Genomic DNA, 19,960 nt, shown 5'->3' with positions numbered 1-19,960 from the left:
AGGGCCGGCGCGTGAGAACGAACCGCGGGAACGAGGCTCGACTCTCCGTGCGACCGGTCGTGTGGCTCGCCTTCGGGGCGTTTCTCGCGCTTCACTTCGTCGCGTCTTTCGCTCTCGCCGGGAGGTTCTGGGGCGCGCACCACCTTCGCTTTCTTGCGCCGTGGGGATGGGCGGTCTGGATCGTCGCGCTCGCCGCGGTCCTCTTTCCGCGGGGGAGGGCCGGTCTTGCGGACGCGGCGCGCCGAGCGGACGCCTTCCTCGCCGCGAAGCGGACCGCCGCCGCCGCGCTCCTTTTCGCGGTTTCGTGGCTCGTCTTCTTCCTCTTCCGCACGAGAAACCACTTCCTCGGGGATGGGCTTCTCATCGCGTCGATCGTGCGGAATCCCGAGGAGACGGGGCTCGGCGCCGCCGGCTTCGTGTCGCTCGCGATCCACAAAGGAATCTATGCCGCGATGCGCGCGGTCCTCCCCGACATCGGGGGCGCGGCTGCCTTCGTGGGGACGAGCACTCTCGCCGGCGCCTCGGTTGTTCTCCTCGCCCGGACCGCCTCGCGCGCTCTCGTCTCGGGAGGCGCGGAGCGCGCGCTTCTCTTCGCGTCGATCGTTCTCTCCGGAGGGATGCTCCTCTTCTTCGGATACGTGGAGTACTACCCGCTCATGCAGGCGGCGCTTCTCTTCTACTTGGTTCTTACGGTCCGCTATCTCCGCGGACGCGGATCCCTCGCTCTGCCAAGCGCCGCCCTCCTTCTTGCCGTGCTTCTCCACATCTCGGCGATCGCGGTTGTTCCCTCGTGGCTCCTTCTTCTCGGACGCGGTTCGCCCGCGGGACGGCGGCGGTTCCTGATGATCGGGGCGCTCCTTCTCGCCGGCGCAGCAGTGGGGTGGGGGATCTTCCGCTACACGGAGAAGTTCTATGGCGGCTCGGAGGCGTTCCTTCCGCTCTTCGAGAGGGGAGCGCACTCCTACGCGTTTCTCTCCCGTCATCACGCGGCTTTCGTGGGGAACGAGATCTTCCTCCTCCTCGGCGGCGCACTTCTTCTCTTCTTCCTTCGTTTTATGAATCAAGAGGTGCGGGCTCGGACGGAGGACGAAGGCCGGATCGGGAGGTTCCTCGGCGGAGCGGCGCTTCTTTCGCTTCTCCATCTTCTCCTCGTCGATCCGTACCTTGGGAGTCGCGACTGGGACCTGATGGCGCTTCCCGTCTTTCCTTGTCTTCTCTGGCTCGGACACGCGCTTCTTGGGGCGCGCGCCGGAACGGGGGAGGGAACGGCGGTGCTTATCGCCGGCGCGATGTTCCTCCACTCGTTCCCTTGGATCGCCGCGCAGATCGATCGCGATCGGGCGGTCGCGATGACCGTGGCGATGACGATCCGCGATCCTCACTACGCGAACCCCGCGGCGCGCGCGCCGAAGGCGTTCGGGGTTCTTCTTTCGAAGGCCGGCTATTCCGACGAGGCGGCGCTCTTCTTCGAGAGAGCGGCCTCGATCCGCGAGGACGCTCAGAATCTCTTCAACCTCGGGACGAGCCGCGCGAGGAGGGGAGATCACGCGGAAGCCGTGCGGCTTCTTTCGAGGGCGATCGAGCTCGAGCCGCGTTACGCGCAAGTCTACGTCAACCTCTCTCACTCCTTGCTCAGGCTCGGCGAGGCGGGGCGGGCGGAGGAGGTGCTCCGCACGGTCCTTCTCTTCGCCCCCGAGTACGCCAAGGCCCACCGCGCGCTCGGATTCGTCCTTGCCGAGAAGCGCCTCTACGAAGAGGCGCTCGCCTCTTTTCGGCGTGCGGTGGAGATCGAACCATCGGACGCCGAAAGCTGGATCCGGATCGGGATTCTTCTCTCGGGTGCGGGAAGCACCGGCGAGGCGGCGGACGCGCTTCGCCGCGCGCTCGCGCTTGATCCGGGGAACTTGGAAGCGAAGGAGGCGCTCCGGCGGATCGAGCCGGAGGATTTGAACCGCATCCCCGCTCCCTGAGTGGGAGAGGCCGCGCGGCATGCTATCCTCGGCCCATGGGAGATGTTCGCCGGGTGCAGGCCGGGCGCGCGGTCGACGCAGCCTGCCGATCGAAGAAGGAGCCTCCGCGAACACCGAGCGAGGGGCCGCTCGTCGCCGGTCTCGGCTTCCTCGCTCTGCTTCATCTCCTCGCCGCGTTCGTGATGCCCGAGGTCCTTTGGGGAGCCCACCATCTTCGGTTCGTTCCGCTCGCGGCGCGGGCGGCATGGTTCGCGCTCCTCGCGCTGCTTCTCGTTCCTCCGGCGCGAGCGGGGCTCGCCTCGCTTGTCGAGCGCGCCGCGCGCCGGTTTCCCTTGCCCGGCATCGCGCGAACGGCGTTCGCCACGGCGATCGGGATCCTCCTCTTCGCTCTCCTTCGCTCGCGGAATCTCTTCTCCGGGGACGGCTTCTTGATCGCGGGGATCCTCGACTCGGGCGATCCGTACGAAGCGGGGCATGCCGGGTATGGAACGTTCCTCGTCGCGCGCGGTCTCCACGCGCTTCTCCTCGCAGGCGGTCGGGAGGTAGGACCTACGATTCCCTTCGTCATCCTGAGCGGGCTTTCGGGGCTCGCGGTTCTCCGCGTCGCGCCGCGGATCGCGCGAGAGATCGCCTCGCATCCGTCCGCTCGGGTTCTCGTCGCCGGCACGATCCTTCTCTCGGGCGCGCTCGTCCTCTTCCTCGGCCACGTGTAGCTCTACGCGCCGATGCACGCCCTTGTCCTCGTCTACCTTCTCTTCGGCGCGCGGTTTCTTCGCGGACGCTCGGGCCTCGCCGCTCCGAGCGCGGCGCTCGCGCTCGTTCTTCTCGGCGCCTATGTGTTCACGACGCGGGGAACCTACGAGAAGGAGGGAGCCCTCCTTCCGCTCGCGACCTCGTCGGAAGCCCCCTACTCGATCTTCTCGCGGGACCACCTCGCGCTCGCGGGGAACGTGCTCTTCCTTCTCCTCGGGGGCGCGCTGCTCCTTCCCTCTCTCCGGTTCTCGGGATCGGCGCGCGGTTCTTCCCGCGAAGAAAGTCCCCTCGTCCGGTTCATCGGGTCGGCCGCGCTCGGAGGCGTTCTCTTTCTTCTCCTCGTCGACCCGCGTCTCGGAAGCCGCGACTGGGATCTGCTCGCCCTTCCGGTCTTTCCGCTTCTTCTTCTCATCGCCGCGGTCTTCGTGCCGCCGTCTTCGTCTCTCGCGCCCTCTCGCCCGGTCTTGTTGCTCGGCGCGATGGTTCTTCACACGCTTCCGTGGGTCGTCGCGAACGCCGACCGAGACCGGGCGGTCCCGATGGTCCTCGCGACGACGGCGCGCGACCCGCTCTACGACGATCCGAATCGCCGCGCATCGAGCGCGCTCGCTCTTCTCTTCTCCGAGTCCGGCTACGGGGACGCGTCGGTTCTTCTTGCCGAGAGGGCGGCGCGGGCGAAGGGAGGAGCGGTCGATTTCACAAACGTGGGGAAGGCATACGCAGCGAAGGGGGAGTATGAAGAGGCGATCCGTTGGTTCCGTCGCGCGCTCGCCGTCGATCGGTCGCACGCGGACGCGGAGTGGTGTCTCGGGCTGGCGCTCTTCTTGAAGGGAGATCGCGCCGAAGCCGAGGCGTCGCTTCGCTCGTTTCTCTCACTCGATCCGAAGACGCCGGATGCCTACGATCTCCTCGGGCTCATCCTTGGCCAGGAAGGGAGGATTCGGGAGGCGATCGATGTTCTCGAGCGCGGGGTCTCGGTCGACTCGACCCATGTCGAGTTCTGGCGGAAGCTCGCGGTCCTGTACGAACGGGAAAACCGCCTCGAGGAGGCGATTCGCGCCGCCTCGCGCGCGGTTCGCCTCCATCCGGACGACGAAGAAGCGCGCGAGCGCCTCGCGGATCTGCAAAGACGATGACGAAGCGAGCCTAGGCTACGGCCCAGGTGTACGGGCCGCGCGGGATCACCGCGACCGAGGGATCGGCAATGCCGGCGAGCGCGGCCTCGATCCCTTCCTCGGGCGAGCGGACCGGCTTGAGCCCGAACGCGCGCGCCCTCTTCGCGTCGAGACGCTCCGAGAAGAGATAGACTTCAACCTTTTCCATCGCCTCCCGGAGATGTTGGACCATCCATTGGTCCTTGCGGAAAGAGCCGGGTCTCGCGGCCCACTCGAGAAACGAGGGGAGGTCGCGCGCCTCTTCGAGAAGCGAAACGAAGGGTTCGCTCCCCCATCCCTCGCCGCACGATGCGCAGAGGAGAACCGCGCCTCTCTCTCGGGCAAGCGCCTCGGCGCCGACGATTCCCTTCACGCTCTGATAAAACGTCGCGTCGAGAGGCGCCCCGCCCCCTGAGGTGATCACGAGGTCTCGCTCTCCATCGGTCGCGACCCGCGCGCTCTTCTCGACCGCGGAAGAGGCGGCGCGATGCGAACGATCGATCTCGCCGGCCCACACGCCGGAGATTCTGCGCCCTTTTCCGATCGCGAGGTTCACCGCGAAGTCGAGCCTGGCCGCGCGCGCGATCGCGAGGGCTTCCTCGTGGAACGGATTGCCGTCCAGGATTCCGGCGCGCGCCTTTCGGTGCCCGACGATCTCGGGGCCGTGAAGGACCGACATCGCCTCGAGACCGATCACGCCGGGCGCGACGAGCTTGCGCCCGCCGGAGAAGCCGGCGAGGAGGTGCGGCTCGACGAGACCGACCGCGAGGCGGAGATCCGCTTCGAGAAGAGTCTCGCTCAAGGCGATCGGCGTTCCGCGCGGGGCGCGGCCGATCGTCCGAGTCCTTTCACAGTCGTGCGAGATCCACCGGATCGATCCGGCGAGCTCGGAACCGAGAAGATGCGCGGCCTCGCCTTCGCTCACGGGGCGGTGCATGCCGGTCGCGAAAAGGATCGTGATCCTCTCCCGCGCGAGGGCGGTTTCGAGCGCGTCGAGGATCGGTGGAAGCACGACGGAGAGAGGGAGGGGGCGCGTCGCGTCGGGAACGAGGACGACGGCCGAGGAGCGCTCCTGGGCGAGATCGGCGAGAGGAGGAGAGTCGATCGGGGAAGCGAGCGCGGCGGCGATCGCTTGTGCCGGATCGGCGAGCGGAAAGGGCTCTTCCGCATCGAGGATATCGGCCGCGATCCCCGCCGGGATCTTCATCGGGACGAAGCCGGAGCCGTACGCGACGCGCGCCTCCATCAGTAGCTCCGGAAGAGCTCGCCCCACCCGGTCTTCATGTAGCGTTTCACGCGTCCCCGGCCGATCGCCGGGTACCAATACCAATCGTGATAGGCCCACGAGGCGATGTAGGTGAGAATCACGAGAGGGGTATGCGTGAGAAGAGTCTCTAAGGGTTTGAAGATTCCATGGTAAAGCATGTGCTGGCCGCGGCTCGCGAAGGTGTCGGCGCGCCGGCATCCGAAATCGACCGCGTCGATCTTCTCGCCGACGATCTCGATCTCCTTCGGGTTCCCGACGCCGAGCCCCTTCTCGTGCGCGAGGCGGATGAAGCGGAGCTCCATCGGGTCGAAGCCCATCATCTTCGCGGCGACCGCGTCGATCGCCACCTGGTCGGCCGAGGCGAGGATGTAGCCCCCATCCTTGATCGTCATGCAGCGGGGCCCCGGACCGTCCCCGACGACCGTTCCGTCCATCACCGCGAGGATCCCGCTGTGGACCTCCTTCTGGATCATGAGGAGATCGACGAGCGTCTCGTGGATCACGCTGTGCGTCCAGTGGCGTTTCCGGTCGAGAAGCCCGCCGAACGCGTTCTTCATCGCGCCGGTCATCGTGGTGAAGACGTGGGTCTTCATCGTGGGAAGATGGATGATGTTCTCTCCGTGGAAGCGTCTCGGGATGTGCACGCCCTCCGGGTAGATCTTGTCGAGGACGAGATACTCCCCCTTGGGCCGGTAGATCTCCCAAGGCTCCCCTTCGTAGAGATGGATGTTGCGGATGCCGTGCTTCCGGACGACGGCGAGGTGCTTGTTCCTTCTCTCTCCTTCCTTCGCGCTCACGACGACGGTGTTGTTGTGGCAGGCGTGGAGGAGTTCCTTCCTGTAGCCGTCTTCGAGAAGAGTCTCGATCACCGCGTCGAGCTGCCAGGGCGCCGTGGAGCAGGCGGGATAGAATTTCCCCCATGAAATATTGATCTTGAAAGCCGTGTCGCTCGTCCGCGGCAGGTGTTCGTCGTAGGCGATCGAGCGGAGCAGCTCCTTGTATCGTTCCTTCACGTTCGCGGGGGTTGCGCGGAGCACGGCAACCCGGGCGGTCTTCGGGGCGCTTCGCGCGGCGCGCGTCTCCGGCGCGTTCGGCGTCGGGTCGGGCATCCGTTTCCTCCTCTCTTGGTCTCGTGCGTAAGGGTAACGAGCCTGAACCGCCTTGGCAAGTGCGGCGGGCGCGCCTAGAATCGGACGGGGAGGAACGATGTCCGCGATGCGCCGCGCCGGTCCGATTCTTGCGTTGATCGTCCTGGCGCTCGTCCTTCGGATCGCCTACTTCGCAAGCTACGGGGACCATCCCGAGTTCCGCGAGCCGATGCTCGACGCGGAGTGGTTCCACGATCAGGCGGTCGCGCTTCTCGGAGGAGATTGGCTCTCGGAGGAGGCGGCCTTCCGCGGCCCGTTCTATCCGCTCTTTCTCGCGGGAATCTACCGCATCGCGGGTCCCGACCCGGCCGCGGCGCGCTTCGTGCAGCTCCTTCTCGGGGGAGCGACCGTTCTTCTCCTCGTCTTCCTCGGAAGGGGAATCTACGGCGGCACGGTCGGCTTCCTCGCGGGGCTTCTCGGCGCGCTCGCGTGGATCGTCGTCTACTTCGAGGGGGAGCTTCTCATCGAGTCGGTTCTTCCCCTTCTCGCCGCGCTCGTTCTTCTCGCGTTTCTTCGCGCGGACCGAACGCGGACCGCGCGCGACGCGCTTCTCGCGGGCGCCGCCATCGGTCTCTTCGCGGCCGCGCGGCCGAACATCCTTCTCTTTCTTCCTGCGGCGCTTCTTTGGCTCGCTCTCCGCGGGCGCCGGGGGGCGTTCTTCGTTCTCATCGGGATGATCTTCGTTCTCGCGCCGGTCGTGCTGCGGAACCGCGCGGCGACGGGGGAGTGGGTGTTTGTTTCCACGCAAGGGGGGCTCAACTTCTACATCGGGAACCACCGGGAGGCGGACGGACGGCACGCCGTCTTTCCCGGGCTCGCCTCGTGGAGGAACGACGACATCGTCCGCCAGACCGCCGCTCGCCTCGGGCGCGTTCCGAGCGAAAACGAGATCTCGCGTTATTGGTTCCGCGAGGCGCTCCGCACGATCGCCGGCGATCCCTTCCTCTTCGCCGCGGGTCTGGTTCGAAAGACCGGGTATCTTCTCTCCGCGTACGAGATCGGCAACAACCGCGACATCGCTCTCTATCGACGAGCGAACGGCGTTCTCTCGCTTCCTCTCGTCTCCTTGGCGGTTCTTCTCCCGCTCGCGCTCGTCGGGATTCTCTTCGATCGACGTCGGAACCGCGGCGCGAATCTTCTCCTTCTCTTTCTTCTCTTCTACGGGCTCTCGGTCGTTCTCTTCTTCGTGTGCGCGCGCTTCCGCCTCCCGATGGTCGTGCCGCTCATCGTCTTGGCCGCGCGCGGCCTCGACGTGGTCGGACGGAGAGCGTTCGAGCGCTCGTGGAGGACGCTCGCCGCGCCGGTTCTCGTTCTCGCCGCGGCGCACGCCGGGACCTCGATCGATTGGTTCGGTCTCGGCGTCGCCGCGGAGGGACAGGAGGCTTTTCACCGGGGAAACGTGAACGCGCGTCTCGGGCGCACGGAGGAGGCGATCGAATCGTACCGAGAGGCGGCTCGGAAGATCCCGCGCTTCGCGGCGGTGCGCTATCACCTCGGGGTCGTTCTTCTCGGCGAGGGGAGGGAAGAAGAAGGGTTCGCGGAGCTTCTCCAAGCGATGGAGCTCGATCCCGTGAACCCGCGCGTTCCGGTGAGCCTCGGCGAGCATCTCGAAGCGCGCGGGGACAAGGAGGGCGCGGAAGCGCTCTATCGCCGGAGCCTCGCGATCGATCCCTACTTCCCGGACGCGCACATCGACCTCGGCGGTCTTCTCGCGGAGACGGGACGCGTCGAGGAGGCGGAGACGTTTCTCCGGCGTGCGATCATGCTCGCTCCGAAGGATCCCGTCGCCCTTCTCAACCTCGGCAAGCTGCTCGCCTCGACCGGGCGGGACGCCGAGGCGGCTCCGCTCCTTCGAAGAGCCTCGGAAATCGCGCCTGAGAGGAGGGACGTGTGGTTCGAGTGGGGAAACCTCCTCTTTCGGGAGGGACGGCTCGCCGAGTCGGCCGGCGCCTTCCGCGAGGCGGCCCGCCTCGATCCGCGCGATATTCCTTCACGCATGAACCTCGCGCTCGCGCTCCGGTCGATGGGAAATCGCGAGGGGGCCATCGCCGCCCTTCGCGAGGTCCTCGCGGTCGATCCGGGGAACGAGACCGCGCGGAAGAGGATCGCGGATTTGGCTTCGGGGACGTAATCCCGGTGCGCGCGAGAGACGGCCGCGACGGAATGACGTACCCGAGTGGAGCGGCACGATGAGCAGTTGGCGATGCCGAGCCGTCCCAGTCGTTGTTGCGGCGGCGATCGTGTTCTTGGTCTTCTTCCCGCGCCTGGATTCCTTGAGATCTCATCTAAAACCCGACGAGCCGACTTGGCTCTCCCTTTGCGGGAAGTTCGCCTCCGCGCTGCGAAAGGGAGATTTCTCCGGGACGCTCCTGATCGCTCACCCCGGTCTTCCCACCTTGTGGTTGGGCGGGCTCGGACTCTCGGCGGGGGAGGCTCTCGGCGAGGAGGGAGACGCTCCGTACGTCGACCGTCTGGCTCGGGCGCGCCGGCCGGTCGCTCTCGCGACGGGGCTCGCGCTCCTACTTCTCGCCTTTCTTCTCGGTCGTCTGCTCGGACGAGAGCTCGCGCTCCTCGGCACTCTCCTGCTCGTCTCCGACGCGCTCCTCCTATCCGAAAGCAGGAGACTCTCCACGGATGCCCTGACCACCTTGTTGCTGGCCACCACGCTGGTTTCCTGGCTCTGCTACCTCGAGGGGGGACAGAAGAGGTCGCGCGATCTGTTTCTCGCCGGCGCCTCCTTCGGGCTCGCCTGCATCAACAAGAGCATCGCGGCGGCGTTTCTTCTTCTGCTGCCTCCTCTCCTCGCGTGGCATCTCGGGCTTCGAACTCTGGATACCCGGCGGGCGCTCGGGGCCGTTCTTCTGGCCGGAGCCGTCACTCTTGGCACATTCGCGGCTTGTTGTCCTTGCTTCTGGACCTGGCGGTCCTTCGGAGTCCCCGTGGCTCCGCTCCTCGTTCTTTTCGCGCTTCCGGCGCTGATCGCCGGGGGCCGCCGGTCCTGCTTCTCTCTATCGGGATTCGGCTTTCTGGCCGCGGGGCTGTCTCTCGTCCTGATCGCTTGCGTGGTTCCCATGCGAATGGACGACCTCCGAACGATCCGGGAGGTGATCCTAGCTCCGTACGAAGCCATCCGATTCCCGGTGAACCGTCCTCCTCTTCTCTTCCTGGGCGAGATGACCAACTCTCCGAACGCGCTCTTCTATCCTGTCTATGCGCTCTACTGGAGCGCTCCGCTCGCCTGGGTCCTGATCGCCGGAGCGATAGGGGTCTCCCTTCGGAACCGGAGCGCTCGTCCCGTCGAGTTTCGTGTGGTGTGCGCACTCGTCGGGTACGGCCTCTTCTGGATCCTCGGCCTCAGCATCGCCGGAACGAAACTCCCCCGCTACCTGATTCTCTCGTCTCCGGCGTGGGTGCTTCTCCAGGCGATGGGGATCCTGCATCTGGGCCGCTGGGTCGCGTCTCGAGGCCGTTCGGCCCTTCTCGGGGGGGCGGTCGTCGTGCTGGTCGTGTTCGCTCAAGCGTTCCCGGTTCTCCGTCTCCATCCGGATTACGCGGCCTACTTCCATCCGTTCCTTACGAAACGATGGGTGCTGGAAAACACATCCACCGGGGAGCCGATCGGGCTCGACTTGGCGGCCGAGTACCTGAACCGCAAGGAGGATGCTCGGCACATGCGGGTCCTTGTCGAGACACGTTCATGGAAGCTGTTCGCGCCCTATTTCGTCGGCACCGCGCACACCGATCCCCGCCGCCTCCAGGACCGCGAACACGGCTACGACTACATCGTCGATGATCTTCAGAACCCGCAGGACCGGATAGCACCCGAGACCGGCGAGCGGGAGAAGGTGATCGAGCGAAACGGGATCCCCCGCGTGGGGATCTACCGGGTTCGGCGTTCTCCGGACGAGAGTCGCTGATTTGCGCCGGACCCCCGGCTTTCCGAGCGCGAGCGGAAAACCCGACCCCAACGAGGAGGAAAGAAGCGTTCGCGCGCACCCCGGGCGCTCGCCGCGATCCCCGCTGTTCGTCTCCCTCCGAGGAGGCACCGGGACACGGGGGGGCCGGAGGGAGGTCCGCGAACGATACGGCCGTCCCATTCCGTCGATCGCGCGGGCGGCGGACGCGACGGGAGGACGGCCCGACCAAGACCGCCGAGAAACCGCCGATCGTTCACGAGCGAAACATCGGCTGGACCCTGTGAGAAGAAGGACGCGCACCACCCGGAACCTCGGTGCGCACCCATTCGTGCTCCCCTCTCGCCTTCCATCACCGAAGGCGAATCAGCTTCTCGACCTCCTCTCCCTCGTTCGTGATGAGCCGCGCGAAATAGACTCCATCCGCCACCGGGTTCCCCTTCGCGTCGCGGCCGTCCCAGGAGAGGGAGTGGAATCCGGCCTCCATCTCCCCCTCGTGTAGGACGCGGACCCTCCGGCCCCGGACATCGAAGACCGCCACGGTCACGGCTCCGGGCTGGGAGAGGTTGAAGGAAAGCCGCGTGTCGTCCCGAAGGGGGTTCGGCGCGGAGCCGAAACGGGGGACCGATTCCGCTTTCGGAGAGCTCTCGAGTCCCGTCGAGAACCCGCTCGGGACGAGGTAGCCGGACCAGGACGCGCTCCAGCCGACGGGGGGGTCATAGGGCCAGCTCGTCATCGCGATCGAGAGATCAACTCCCGATCCGGACCCGAAGACGATTCCGGTCGTCCAGTGAACGTCGATCGGACCCGAGTGGTCTTCGGTCGCAGCGGCGCCCCGCCCGACTCCTCCAGCGCTCCCCCACTGGGGGATGCCGTGGCAGGGACATTCCAGGAGCGAGTCCATCTGTGAGTACCAGTGGATCGCATGGAACGCCCATTGGGACCAGCGGAGCGGTCCCCCTGTGGTGTAGAGGCCGAGGGCGGCGGCCCACCCGCCTTGGGTCTCAGAAATGTTCGGCGGGGAGGAGATGAGAACTGCCGCGGGACGGCCGGCGGTCCACGAGAAGTCGGTCAGCACGAAGACCGAGTCGACCGGAACCGTGAAGAGGCTCGTCGTCGTGGTGCCGACTCCGGATGCGACGCCGCTCCGCATGTCGGCGGGGGCGATCTGCGCCGACGCGCGGGGAACGGCGAGGAGAATAAGACCGATCGCCAGAGCGCGGATCGAGCGCTCGGCTGGAATCATTTGATTGTTCATCGTTCGACTCCCTCCGCTGGAGCGCGGATGCGAGGTGGTTCGGCGGGGGGATTGCGCGAGTCGTTCCGGCCGGGTCCTCGGGGCATCCCGCGGCGGACTTCGGGTCCTCGCCGACCCGGATCGACTTCGTGCAGCTCTTCGGCAGGTCCTTCGGGTCGGGGGGGCGCGATCGTGGGCGGGCGGGCGGGAAGGCCGGGGCAGGCGGGCGCCGGCGCAAGGCCCGACAAGGGAGCCCGATACGAGTGCCGCTCGCCGGGGTGATGCGGGGCTCGTCAAACCTCTCTCTCGCGATGCGACCTTCTGCGCTCGCACGGGGGGAGGATGCGACCGGGTCGATCGCTGGTGGTCATCGGGGGATTTGAAGTCACTCTACCATGAAAAGAGGAAGCGGGCAAGGACATTGATCTTCCGAGACATTCGCCGTTCTTAGGCGGATCTGCCGGGGACCTCTGGTGCCGCGCGCAACGTCTCCACCCAATGCACCGCGCGGATCCCGACCCCGTGCGCGATCTGGTGGCGGCAACTGAAGCCCGAGGCGACGACGCGCGTCTCCTTCGGGAGCGCCCGAAGCGCCGGGAAGAGGCGATCCTCGCCGACGCGGAGCGAGAGTTCGTAGTGCTCTTTTTCATATCCGAACGATCCGGCCATCCCGCAGCATCCCGAATCGATCTCGTCGACGCGAAGCCCCTCGACGCGCGCATAGATCCGCTTGAGCGGCGCGGTCCCGTGCAGGGACTTCTGATGGCAATGGCCGTGGAGCGCGATCCCGGCCGCGTCGGAGACGAGCCGTACGTCGAGCCTTCCTTCGCGGATCTCCCGGTCGAGGAAGACCTCGAGCGGGAAGATCCCCTCGGACGCGCGGCGCGCGAGATCCTCGTCGTCCACGAGGTCGGGAAGGTCGTCGGTGAGGGCGGACGCGCATCCCGGCTCGCAGACGACGACCGGCCATCCTTCACGGATGAAGCGATCGAGGTTGCGAAGAGTCTTCTCCCCGTCTCTCTTCGCCTCGCGAAGGAAGCCGTGCGAGAGGCGCGGCCTCTGGCAGCATCCGGCCCTCGCGAGAACGACCTCGTAGCCGCACGATTCGAGAAGGTCGAACGCCGCGATCCCGACCTTGGGCTCGTGGAAACGCATGTAGGTGTCGTCGAAGAGGACGACCTTGCGTCCGCCGCTCTGCGCGCGCCGCCCGGAGAGCGCGGCGTCGAGAGGACGGCGCGCGTACTCGGGAAGAAGGCGCCTACGATCGAACCCGGCGGCCTGCTCGAGAAGAGCGCGAAAGATCGGCGTGCGCTGGACCGCGTTCACGACGGGCGCGAGCGGCCCGGCCGCGCGCCGGGCGAGCTTCGGGGAGAGCGCGACGATCCGCTCGCGGAGCGAGGGGCGCATCCCTGCGTCCCGGCACGCCTGCTGCACCTCCGCTTTGAAGCGGGCGACGTCCACGTTGCTCGGACATTCGGAGCGGCACGCCTTGCACGAAAGGCAGAGATCGAACACCTCGAGGAGCGCTTCCGCGCCGATCCCGTTCGTTCCGAGAAGACCGCTCATCGCGAGGCGGAGCGCGTTCGCGCGCCCGCGCGTCGAGTGCTCCTCGTCGCGCGTCGCGATGTAGCTCGGGCACATCGTGCCGGTAAGCGTCTTCCGGCAGGCGCCGACCCCGTTGCAGAGAAGCGCGGCCGCGAGGAACCCCCCAGCCCGGCGGTAGTGATAGTACGTTCGCGGCACATGCGTCTCGGGCACGGCGCGGAGGTTCGCTTCCGGCGAGGGGGCATCGACGATCTTCCCCGGGTTCAGGATGCGGAGCGGGTCAAAGAGATCCTTCACCTCGCGGAAGGCGCCGTACACTTCGGGTCCAAAGAACTCCTCGAGGTAGGCGCTCCGAACGAGGCCGTCCCCGTGTTCGCCGCTCCACGAACCGCCGTACTTCCTCACGAGATCGAACGCCGCGCGCGCGATTTCCGTCATCGCGCGGACATCCTCTGGGAGGCGAAGGTCGAGGACGGGCTTGATGTGAAGAACGCCGACGCTCGCGTGCCCGTACAACACGGGGTAGGTTCCGCGTTCCTCGCAGAGACGATGGATCGCGTCGACATAGTCCGCGAGATGCTCGACCGGGACGCACGCGTCCTCGATGAAGGGGACCGGTTTCCGGCTCCCCGGGATCGCTTGCGCAAGCCCAAGGCCGGCGCGGCGAACCTCCCAAGCGTTCGCCTGCGCGGCGCGGCTCTCGAGCACCGGAGAGGCGAAGGACTCTCCGTTCCGGGTGATCTCCGCCGCGAAACGCCGCGCGCGCGCGAGGCACTCGTCCTTCACCGCTCCGGAGAACTCGACGAGAAGAACCGCGCGCGGGTCTTTCTCGAGGAATCCTGAGAGCGCCGCGGTGCTCGCGTTCGCGCGCGCCTCGCGGATCAGGATCTCGTCGAGAACCTCGATCGCGGAGGGATCGTGGGGGAGGATCGCGGGGACGGCGCGGAGCGCGGCGCGGAGCGTCACGAAATGGGGAACGCAGAGGATCGTTTGTGCGGGGAGTGGTTCGAGCCGAACGCGGGCCTCGAGAAGGAGAGCGAGCGTCCCCTCGCTCCCGACGAGGAGGTTCGAGAGGTTCCATCGATCGTTCGAGAGGAACGCGTCGAGGTTGTAGCCGGCGACCTTGCGCATCACCTTCGGGAAGCGCTCCTCGATCTTTGGGCGATGCCGGTCCACGACCGCGCGAAGGCCGCCGAGGATCCTCCCTTCCGCGCCGCCGTCTCGCTCGATTCGCGCGCGCGCGGCCGCGTCGAGGTCCCGCGTGTGGAGGAGCGATCCGTCCGCGAGAAGCGCGCGCGTTTCCTCGACATGATGGATCGTCATCCCGTAGCGGATGCTCCGCATCCCCGACGCGTTGTTCCCGATCATGCCGCCGATCGTGGCGCGGTTCGTCGTCGCCGGATCGGGGGCGAAGTGGAGGCCGAGCGGGGCGAGCGTCGCGTTCAGCTCGTCGCGCACGACCCCCGGCTCGACGCGCGCCCACCGCTCCTCGACGTTCACCTCGAGCACGCGGCGAAAGTGCTTCGAGAGGTCGAGAACGAGCGCTGTCCCGGCGACTTGGCCCCCGAGGCTCGTGCCGGCTCCCCGCGGAATGATCGGCACGCGGTGCTCGGCGGCGACCAAGAGCGCCGCGCGGACGTCCTCCGCGTCCTCCGGAACGGCGGCCGCGACCGGGAAGATCTGATAGATGCTCGCATCGGTCGCGTAGAGGCCGCGCCGCATCGTGTCGGCGAAGACCCGTCCGCGGAGGCGCGAGCGGAGCGATCGAAGAAACGGCTCCATGCTCCTGCAAGTGTACCTCTTCTCGGTACCTGATACCCTATTGTTGGAACGCGGCGGTTGGCGGGGGCGGTCCGTGGGTCCGGGTCAATCGGATCCCCCAGGGGAACCCGGTCAACGCGACGTACGATGCGGACCAACTCCCCAACCTTCTGCCCGGCGCCCTAGCCTGGACTATGCACGCGTTTCCTACTCTGGCCGCGGATCTCCCTTCGCGCTTCCGCGCTCCGGGAGCTTCCTCGGCGACCCGTCCCTCCGGGACGGGTGCCCGCCTCGGTCGCGCGAGAAGATGCCTACGAGGCCTCCCTTCCTTCGCCGCTTCCTCATCAGGGACCCGTGGCGCGCTTGGATCTTGTCGCGACGGTTACGAGCGACAAGTCCTAGCGCGCCGGGGGGGCCGAGACTACGATTCCGGGAGCGGCTCGTCCAGGTCGGCCTCTCGGCCCCTAGCTCCGCGTCCTCGCGACGAAAACGCGTGCATAGTCCAGGCTAGCGGACGAGATCGACTACGACATCCACGGAGTGCTGGAGATGGCACGGATGGACTGACCTTGATCCGACAGAAACTCGACCGGTGTTTTCTCGGGCGGGCCGCGGGGCAAGGGGTGCTGGCTCAAACAGTCCTCGCGCACCGGGCCCACCGCATGTGGCCGGATCGGCAGGGCCCGGCGCGCTCGGGAACTCGCCGGTTCACCCCCTCGCCCCGCGCCCCGGCGGCCCTGCAAGGAGCACACTTCTGACGGATTGACGTTAACCCGTCGATCGACCGTCCCGCGGACCCGCCGATTCCCTTCCCGCGCGTAACGCCTGCGTAACGCCGGTTCCGTATGATTCCCGCGGACGTTAGGAAGAAGACCCGGAAGGGAAGGAGGTCTCCATGATCATCCGAAGCAAGCGCGCGAATCGGATCGAGACGAATCGAATCGGAATCCTCATGCTCCTCGTCGCGTGGACGGCGCTCTTCGCCTTCGGCGCGGCGGCGGAGGATTGCGTCGACTACGGGACGATGCCGCACATCGTCGGGCAGGGCGACCTCATCGGCGCCCTCGATCTGGCCATCGCCGGCGACCGCGCCTATGCGGCCTGCGGGGAGTACGGGTTCCGGATCGCGGATCTCGGCGACCCAATCGCCCCGACGGCTCTCGGGTACGCGCCCACCTCCGACTACTGCTTCGACGTCGCCATTCAGGGAAGCTACGCTTTCCTCGCCGATCGCGCGGGCGGAGTCCTGATCTTCGACGTGTCCAATCCCGCGGCGCCCGTCGCGGTCGATACGATCCCGACGCCGGACTACACGTTCGGCCTCGCCGTGGAGGACACCCTCGCGTACGTGACCTACTACGGCGGGCTTCTCGTCGTCGACGTCTCGGATCCCACCGACGCGGCCGTCATCGGATCGGTCTCCCTGCCCGGATGGCTCCGGGACGTCGTGGTGGAGGACGGGATCGCCTACGTCGCCGGGTACAACGCGGACCTTCTGGTGGTCGACGTTTCCGTCCCCACCGCTCCGGACTCGATCGCTTCCCTCTCGCTTCCCGGCGATGCCTGCGACGTGGAGGTCCGCGGCAACCGCGTCTACGTGGCCGCCGGGTACGACGGGCTTCACGTCGTGGACGTCACGATCCCCTCCTCGCCCGTGCTTCTCGGTTCCATCGACACGGTGGAGGAGTTCGACGCAGTCGGCCGGGTGGCCGTGGCGGAGCCGTACGCCTATCTCGCCATGAGCGGCGGGCTCCAGATCGTGGACGTGAGCGACCCCCAGTACCCGTTCCTCGCGACCGCGGTCGGAAACTGGTCCGGGGCGCAGGGCGTCGCGGTCGTGGGCGATCTCGCCTACACGGCGGAACAAGGAACTGGGATCACCGTGTTCGATGTCGCGAACCCGGACCTTTCCGCCCGGACTGGGACCGCCCTCCCGTACCAGTGGGTGACCGACGTGGTTGTGCGCGACGGCCTCGCCTACGTGACCTCGCTCGAGTCGGGGCTCTCGATACTGGACCTCACCGACCCGGACGCGCCGGCCACCTTGAGCACGATCGGATCGTCGAGCAGCGCCGCCTACGTGGACCTAAGCGGCGACTACGCGGCCGTCCTCGATTACAACTCGAACCTCCGCCTCATCGACATCTCCAACCCAGCCGACCCCGAGAGCGTGGGTTCGTACCAGCTACCGGACCTCGTGGGCGGCCTCGCGGTGGACAGCGTCTTTGCGTTCGTGTCGGTCGATTGGTGGGGGGTGTTCGTGATCGACATCTCGGATCCCGCCCACCCGCAGCATCTCGCGACCGCGTCCGATGTCAGCATGCCCGCGCAGATCGTGGCCGACTACCCTTGGGTTTACGTCAACGACCTGTGGAACGGGCTCCGGATCCTGGACGTGAGCGACCCGTGGAACCCCGAGGTCGTCTACACCAACTACGACGCAACGGGAGCGCCCGCGCTGAGCGGAAACCGTCTTTATGTAGCCGCCCTGGATCTCATGGTGTTCGACGTGACCGACCCCGCCTCCCCGAGCCTGCTCGGCTCGGCCGACTTCCCGGGCGGGGCGGACGGGATGACGGTCGCGGGGGATCTCCTCTATGCTTCCGGCAATGGGCTCCACGTCTTCGACATCAGCGACGCCGACGCCCCGATCTATGTCGGGGTGGCCTCGACGGGTGGGATCGCCCACTCCGCGGCCGTCACCGAGAGCCGCGTCTACCAGGCAGCGGAACTCGGGCATCTCGAGATCTTCCTCCCGCACTGCGCGGTTCAGAGCGGGATCGATGAGCCGTCCGCCCGTCCGTCCGGTCTCGCGACGGCGATCGGGGCCTGGCCCAATCCGTTCGCTCCGCAGACGTCCATCTCCTTCGCCCTCGCGAAGGCGTGCCCGGTGGAGCTCACGGTCTACGACGTCAGCGGGCGCCGAATCGCGACGCTCGCGCGGGGACAGCACGAGGCGGGGAGCCACGTCGTCTCCTGGGACGGTCGGGACACATCCGGGCGGGACGTGGCGGCGGGCACCTACTTCATGCGGCTGGTCGCGGGGGAGATGACCGCGACGAAAAAGGTCGTGCGGGTCCGGTGAGATGGCACGACCGTTGTCGAGCGGTCCTCGGTACCTGATACCCATTTTATAGTTTCGAATAGGCTATTTCGAATAGGGTATCAGGTACCGGGGGTTTGACACTCGGCGCAGGGCTTTGGTATTTTTGCCCCACGCGCCGTTCGGGGGTGTCCTTCCTCCGTCCGCCGCACCCTCGATGGCATCGGCGGGTCCGACCCGAGGCGCGGGCACCGACCGATCGGGTGGGAAATGGCGACGACGATCTCCTCGCTCATCGATCGAGACCGCGTTCTTCTTCCCCTCCGTTCCTCGGCGAAAGAAGAGGTGCTCGACGAGATGATCGACCGCTGGGTCCGTCTCTCCGGTCGCGAGGATCTCCGCGAGAGGATTCGCGCGAGCGTCTGGGAGAGGGAGCGGGAGGTCTCGACGGGGATCGGACGCGGGGTCGCGATCCCGCACGCCGAGATCGACGCGGACTTCGAGACGAGCGCCGTGATCGGGATCTCGCCGAAGGGAGTCGACTTCGACGCGCTCGACTCCTCGCCGGTTCACGTCGTCTTTCTCCTTGTCTGTCCATTCCGGGAAGAGCAGGCGAGGCTCAAGATCCTCAGGGGTCTTTCACGCCTCTTGGGAGAGGCTTCGGTTCGGAAGGCGCTCCGGAAGGCGTCTTCGGAGGAAGAGATCGTCGAGATCGTTCGAGACAACGAGAGGGCGGAGTAGATGGACTACCCGATGGAACCCTTTAAGATCAAAGTGGTCGAGGCGATCCCGAGAACGTCGCGCGAGGAGAGACGCGCGGCCCTCGAGAAGTCGGGCTACAATCTGTTCAACATTCCGGCCGAGAAGGTCACCATCGACCTCCTCACCGACTCCGGCACTTCCGCGATGAGCGACAACCAGTGGGCCGGTCTTATGGTCGGCGACGAGTCGTACGCGGGAAGCCGGAACTACTACCGTTTCGAGAAGACGGTGCACGAGATCTTCGGCTATCCGCACGTCATCCCGGCTCACCAGGGGCGCGTCGCGGAGAACCTGCTCTTCAGCACGGTGGTGAAGGCAGGCGACTCCGTCCCGAACAACATTCACTTCGACACGACGCGCGCGAACATCGAGCACAATCGGGGGCGGGCGGTCGATTGCGTGATCGACGAGGGGCTCGATCCGCGGGCCGACCATCCGTTCAAGGGGAACATGGATCTCGGAAAGCTCGAGCGGACGATCCGGGAGGTCGGCCGGGAGCGCGTTCCTCTTTGCCTCTTGACGATCACGAACAACTCGGGCGGAGGACAGCCGGTCTCGCTCGAGAACATCCGCGCGACACGGGCGCTCCTCGATCGATACGGCATCCCTCTCTATTTCGACGCATGCCGTTTCGCCGAGAATTGTTACTTCATCAAGAAACGGGAGCCCGGCTACGCCGATCGGGATCTTCTTTCGATCGCGCGCGAGATCTTCTCCTACGGCGACGGCTGCACGATGAGCGCGAAGAAGGACGGCCTTGTGAACATCGGCGGGTTTCTCTGCACAAAAGACCCGGCGCTCGCCGAGAAGATCACGAACCTCCTCATCCTCGTCGAGGGATTCCCGACCTATGGAGGTCTCGCCGGAAGGGATATCGAGGCGATCGCCCGCGGGCTCTCCGAAGTTCTCCACGAGGACTATCTCGAATACCGAATCGCGCAGGTTCGGTTTCTCGGGGATCTTCTCGACCGGGAAGGAGTGCCGATTCTGAAGCCGGTGGGCGGCCACGCGGTCTATCTCGACGCGCGCGCGTTCCTCCCCGAGGTTCCTCAGTCGCGGTTTCCGGCGCAGGCGCTCGCATGCGAGCTCTACGTCGAGGGTGGGATCCGGACGGTGGAGATCGGAAGCCTCATGTTCGGACACAAGGACCCGAAGACGGGGAAGGAAACCCATCCCGAGCTCGAGATGGTGCGCCTGGCGATCCCCCGCCGAGTCTACACGACCGCGCACATGGAATACACGGGCGAGACGATCTGCTCCGTTTTCCGGAGACGCGACAAGATCCGCGGGCTCGATCTCGTACACGAGGCGCCTGTGCTTCGCCACTTCACCGCGAGACTCAGGCCCGTGTCGGCCGGAGAGGAGATGCGGCCATGACCGGCTCCCTTGCGCGATGCTCCCCGATG

Annotated in this window: 12 protein-coding genes; 8 read left to right on the top strand and 4 right to left on the bottom strand. The window is 66.7% G+C overall.

Annotation, left to right across the window (positions count from 1 at the left end; genetic code table 11):
* The first annotated feature begins 11 nt into the window (after positions 1 to 11).
* From FJY73_07600 to FJY73_07590, 3 genes are read left to right on the top strand one after another with little or no spacing between them, the layout of a single operon-like run.
* Positions 12 to 1,970 carry a tetratricopeptide repeat protein gene (locus FJY73_07600; protein ID MBM3320524.1) on the top strand — a complete coding sequence of 653 codons (1,959 nt, stop codon included), beginning with the start codon at positions 12 to 14 and terminating at the stop codon, positions 1,968 to 1,970.
* Between the two features lie 53 nt (positions 1,971 to 2,023).
* Entirely contained in the window at positions 2,024 to 2,683 is a 660-nt protein-coding gene (locus FJY73_07595) for a hypothetical protein (protein MBM3320523.1), read from the top strand.
* A gap of 12 nt (positions 2,684 to 2,695) precedes the next feature.
* On the top strand, positions 2,696 to 3,859 hold the full coding sequence (locus FJY73_07590; GenBank protein ID MBM3320522.1) for a tetratricopeptide repeat protein: 1,164 nt from the start codon (positions 2,696 to 2,698) through the stop codon (positions 3,857 to 3,859).
* A gap of 10 nt (positions 3,860 to 3,869) precedes the next feature.
* Here the strand turns inward: FJY73_07590 and larA are convergent, their stop codons facing one another.
* Positions 3,870 to 5,123: a nickel-dependent lactate racemase gene (gene larA, locus FJY73_07585; protein MBM3320521.1), complete on the bottom strand. Its 1,254-nt coding sequence runs from the start codon at positions 5,121 to 5,123 to the stop codon at positions 3,870 to 3,872.
* A complete protein-coding gene (locus FJY73_07580; protein ID MBM3320520.1) occupies positions 5,123 to 6,253 on the bottom strand; it encodes a DUF362 domain-containing protein in 1,131 nt (376 codons plus the stop codon). Before FJY73_07580 ends, larA begins: the two co-directional genes overlap by 1 nt.
* A 97-nt stretch (positions 6,254 to 6,350) precedes the next feature.
* Here FJY73_07580 and FJY73_07575 point away from each other — a divergent pair, with 97 nt between their 5' ends.
* Positions 6,351 to 8,423, top strand: a complete 2,073-nt coding sequence (locus tag FJY73_07575) for a tetratricopeptide repeat protein (protein MBM3320519.1) — start codon at positions 6,351 to 6,353, stop codon at positions 8,421 to 8,423.
* Between the two features lie 58 nt (positions 8,424 to 8,481).
* Entirely contained in the window at positions 8,482 to 10,209 is a 1,728-nt protein-coding gene (locus FJY73_07570) for a glycosyltransferase family 39 protein (protein ID MBM3320518.1), read from the top strand.
* Between the two features lie 349 nt (positions 10,210 to 10,558).
* Here the strand turns inward: FJY73_07570 and FJY73_07565 are convergent, their stop codons facing one another.
* Both FJY73_07565 and FJY73_07560 read right to left on the bottom strand, forming a co-directional pair.
* A complete protein-coding gene (locus FJY73_07565) occupies positions 10,559 to 11,464 on the bottom strand; it encodes a T9SS type A sorting domain-containing protein (protein ID MBM3320517.1) in 906 nt (301 codons plus the stop codon).
* Between the two features lie 426 nt (positions 11,465 to 11,890).
* On the bottom strand, positions 11,891 to 14,770 hold the full coding sequence (locus tag FJY73_07560; protein ID MBM3320516.1) for an FAD-binding protein: 2,880 nt from the start codon (positions 14,768 to 14,770) through the stop codon (positions 11,891 to 11,893).
* Positions 14,771 to 15,644: 874 nt separating this feature from the next.
* Here FJY73_07560 and FJY73_07555 point away from each other — a divergent pair.
* The 3 genes from FJY73_07555 (at position 15,645) to FJY73_07545 (ending at position 19,931) form a co-directional block, all read left to right on the top strand.
* Positions 15,645 to 17,834: a T9SS type A sorting domain-containing protein gene (locus FJY73_07555; GenBank protein ID MBM3320515.1), complete on the top strand. Its 2,190-nt coding sequence runs from the start codon at positions 15,645 to 15,647 to the stop codon at positions 17,832 to 17,834.
* 228 nt (positions 17,835 to 18,062) lie between these two features.
* Complete coding sequence (locus tag FJY73_07550; GenBank protein MBM3320514.1) at positions 18,063 to 18,533, top strand: PTS sugar transporter subunit IIA; 471 nt, start codon at positions 18,063 to 18,065, stop codon at positions 18,531 to 18,533.
* Positions 18,534 to 19,931: a tryptophanase gene (locus FJY73_07545; GenBank protein MBM3320513.1), complete on the top strand. Its 1,398-nt coding sequence runs from the start codon at positions 18,534 to 18,536 to the stop codon at positions 19,929 to 19,931.
* Positions 19,932 to 19,960: the final 29 nt, after the last annotated feature.

It is taken from the genome of Candidatus Eisenbacteria bacterium (assembly GCA_016867715.1).
GTDB lineage: Bacteria > Orphanbacterota > Orphanbacteria > Orphanbacterales > Orphanbacteraceae > VGIW01.
Note: the sequence above shows the minus strand (reverse complement) of the source record. Positions and strands in the feature narration are given on the sequence as shown.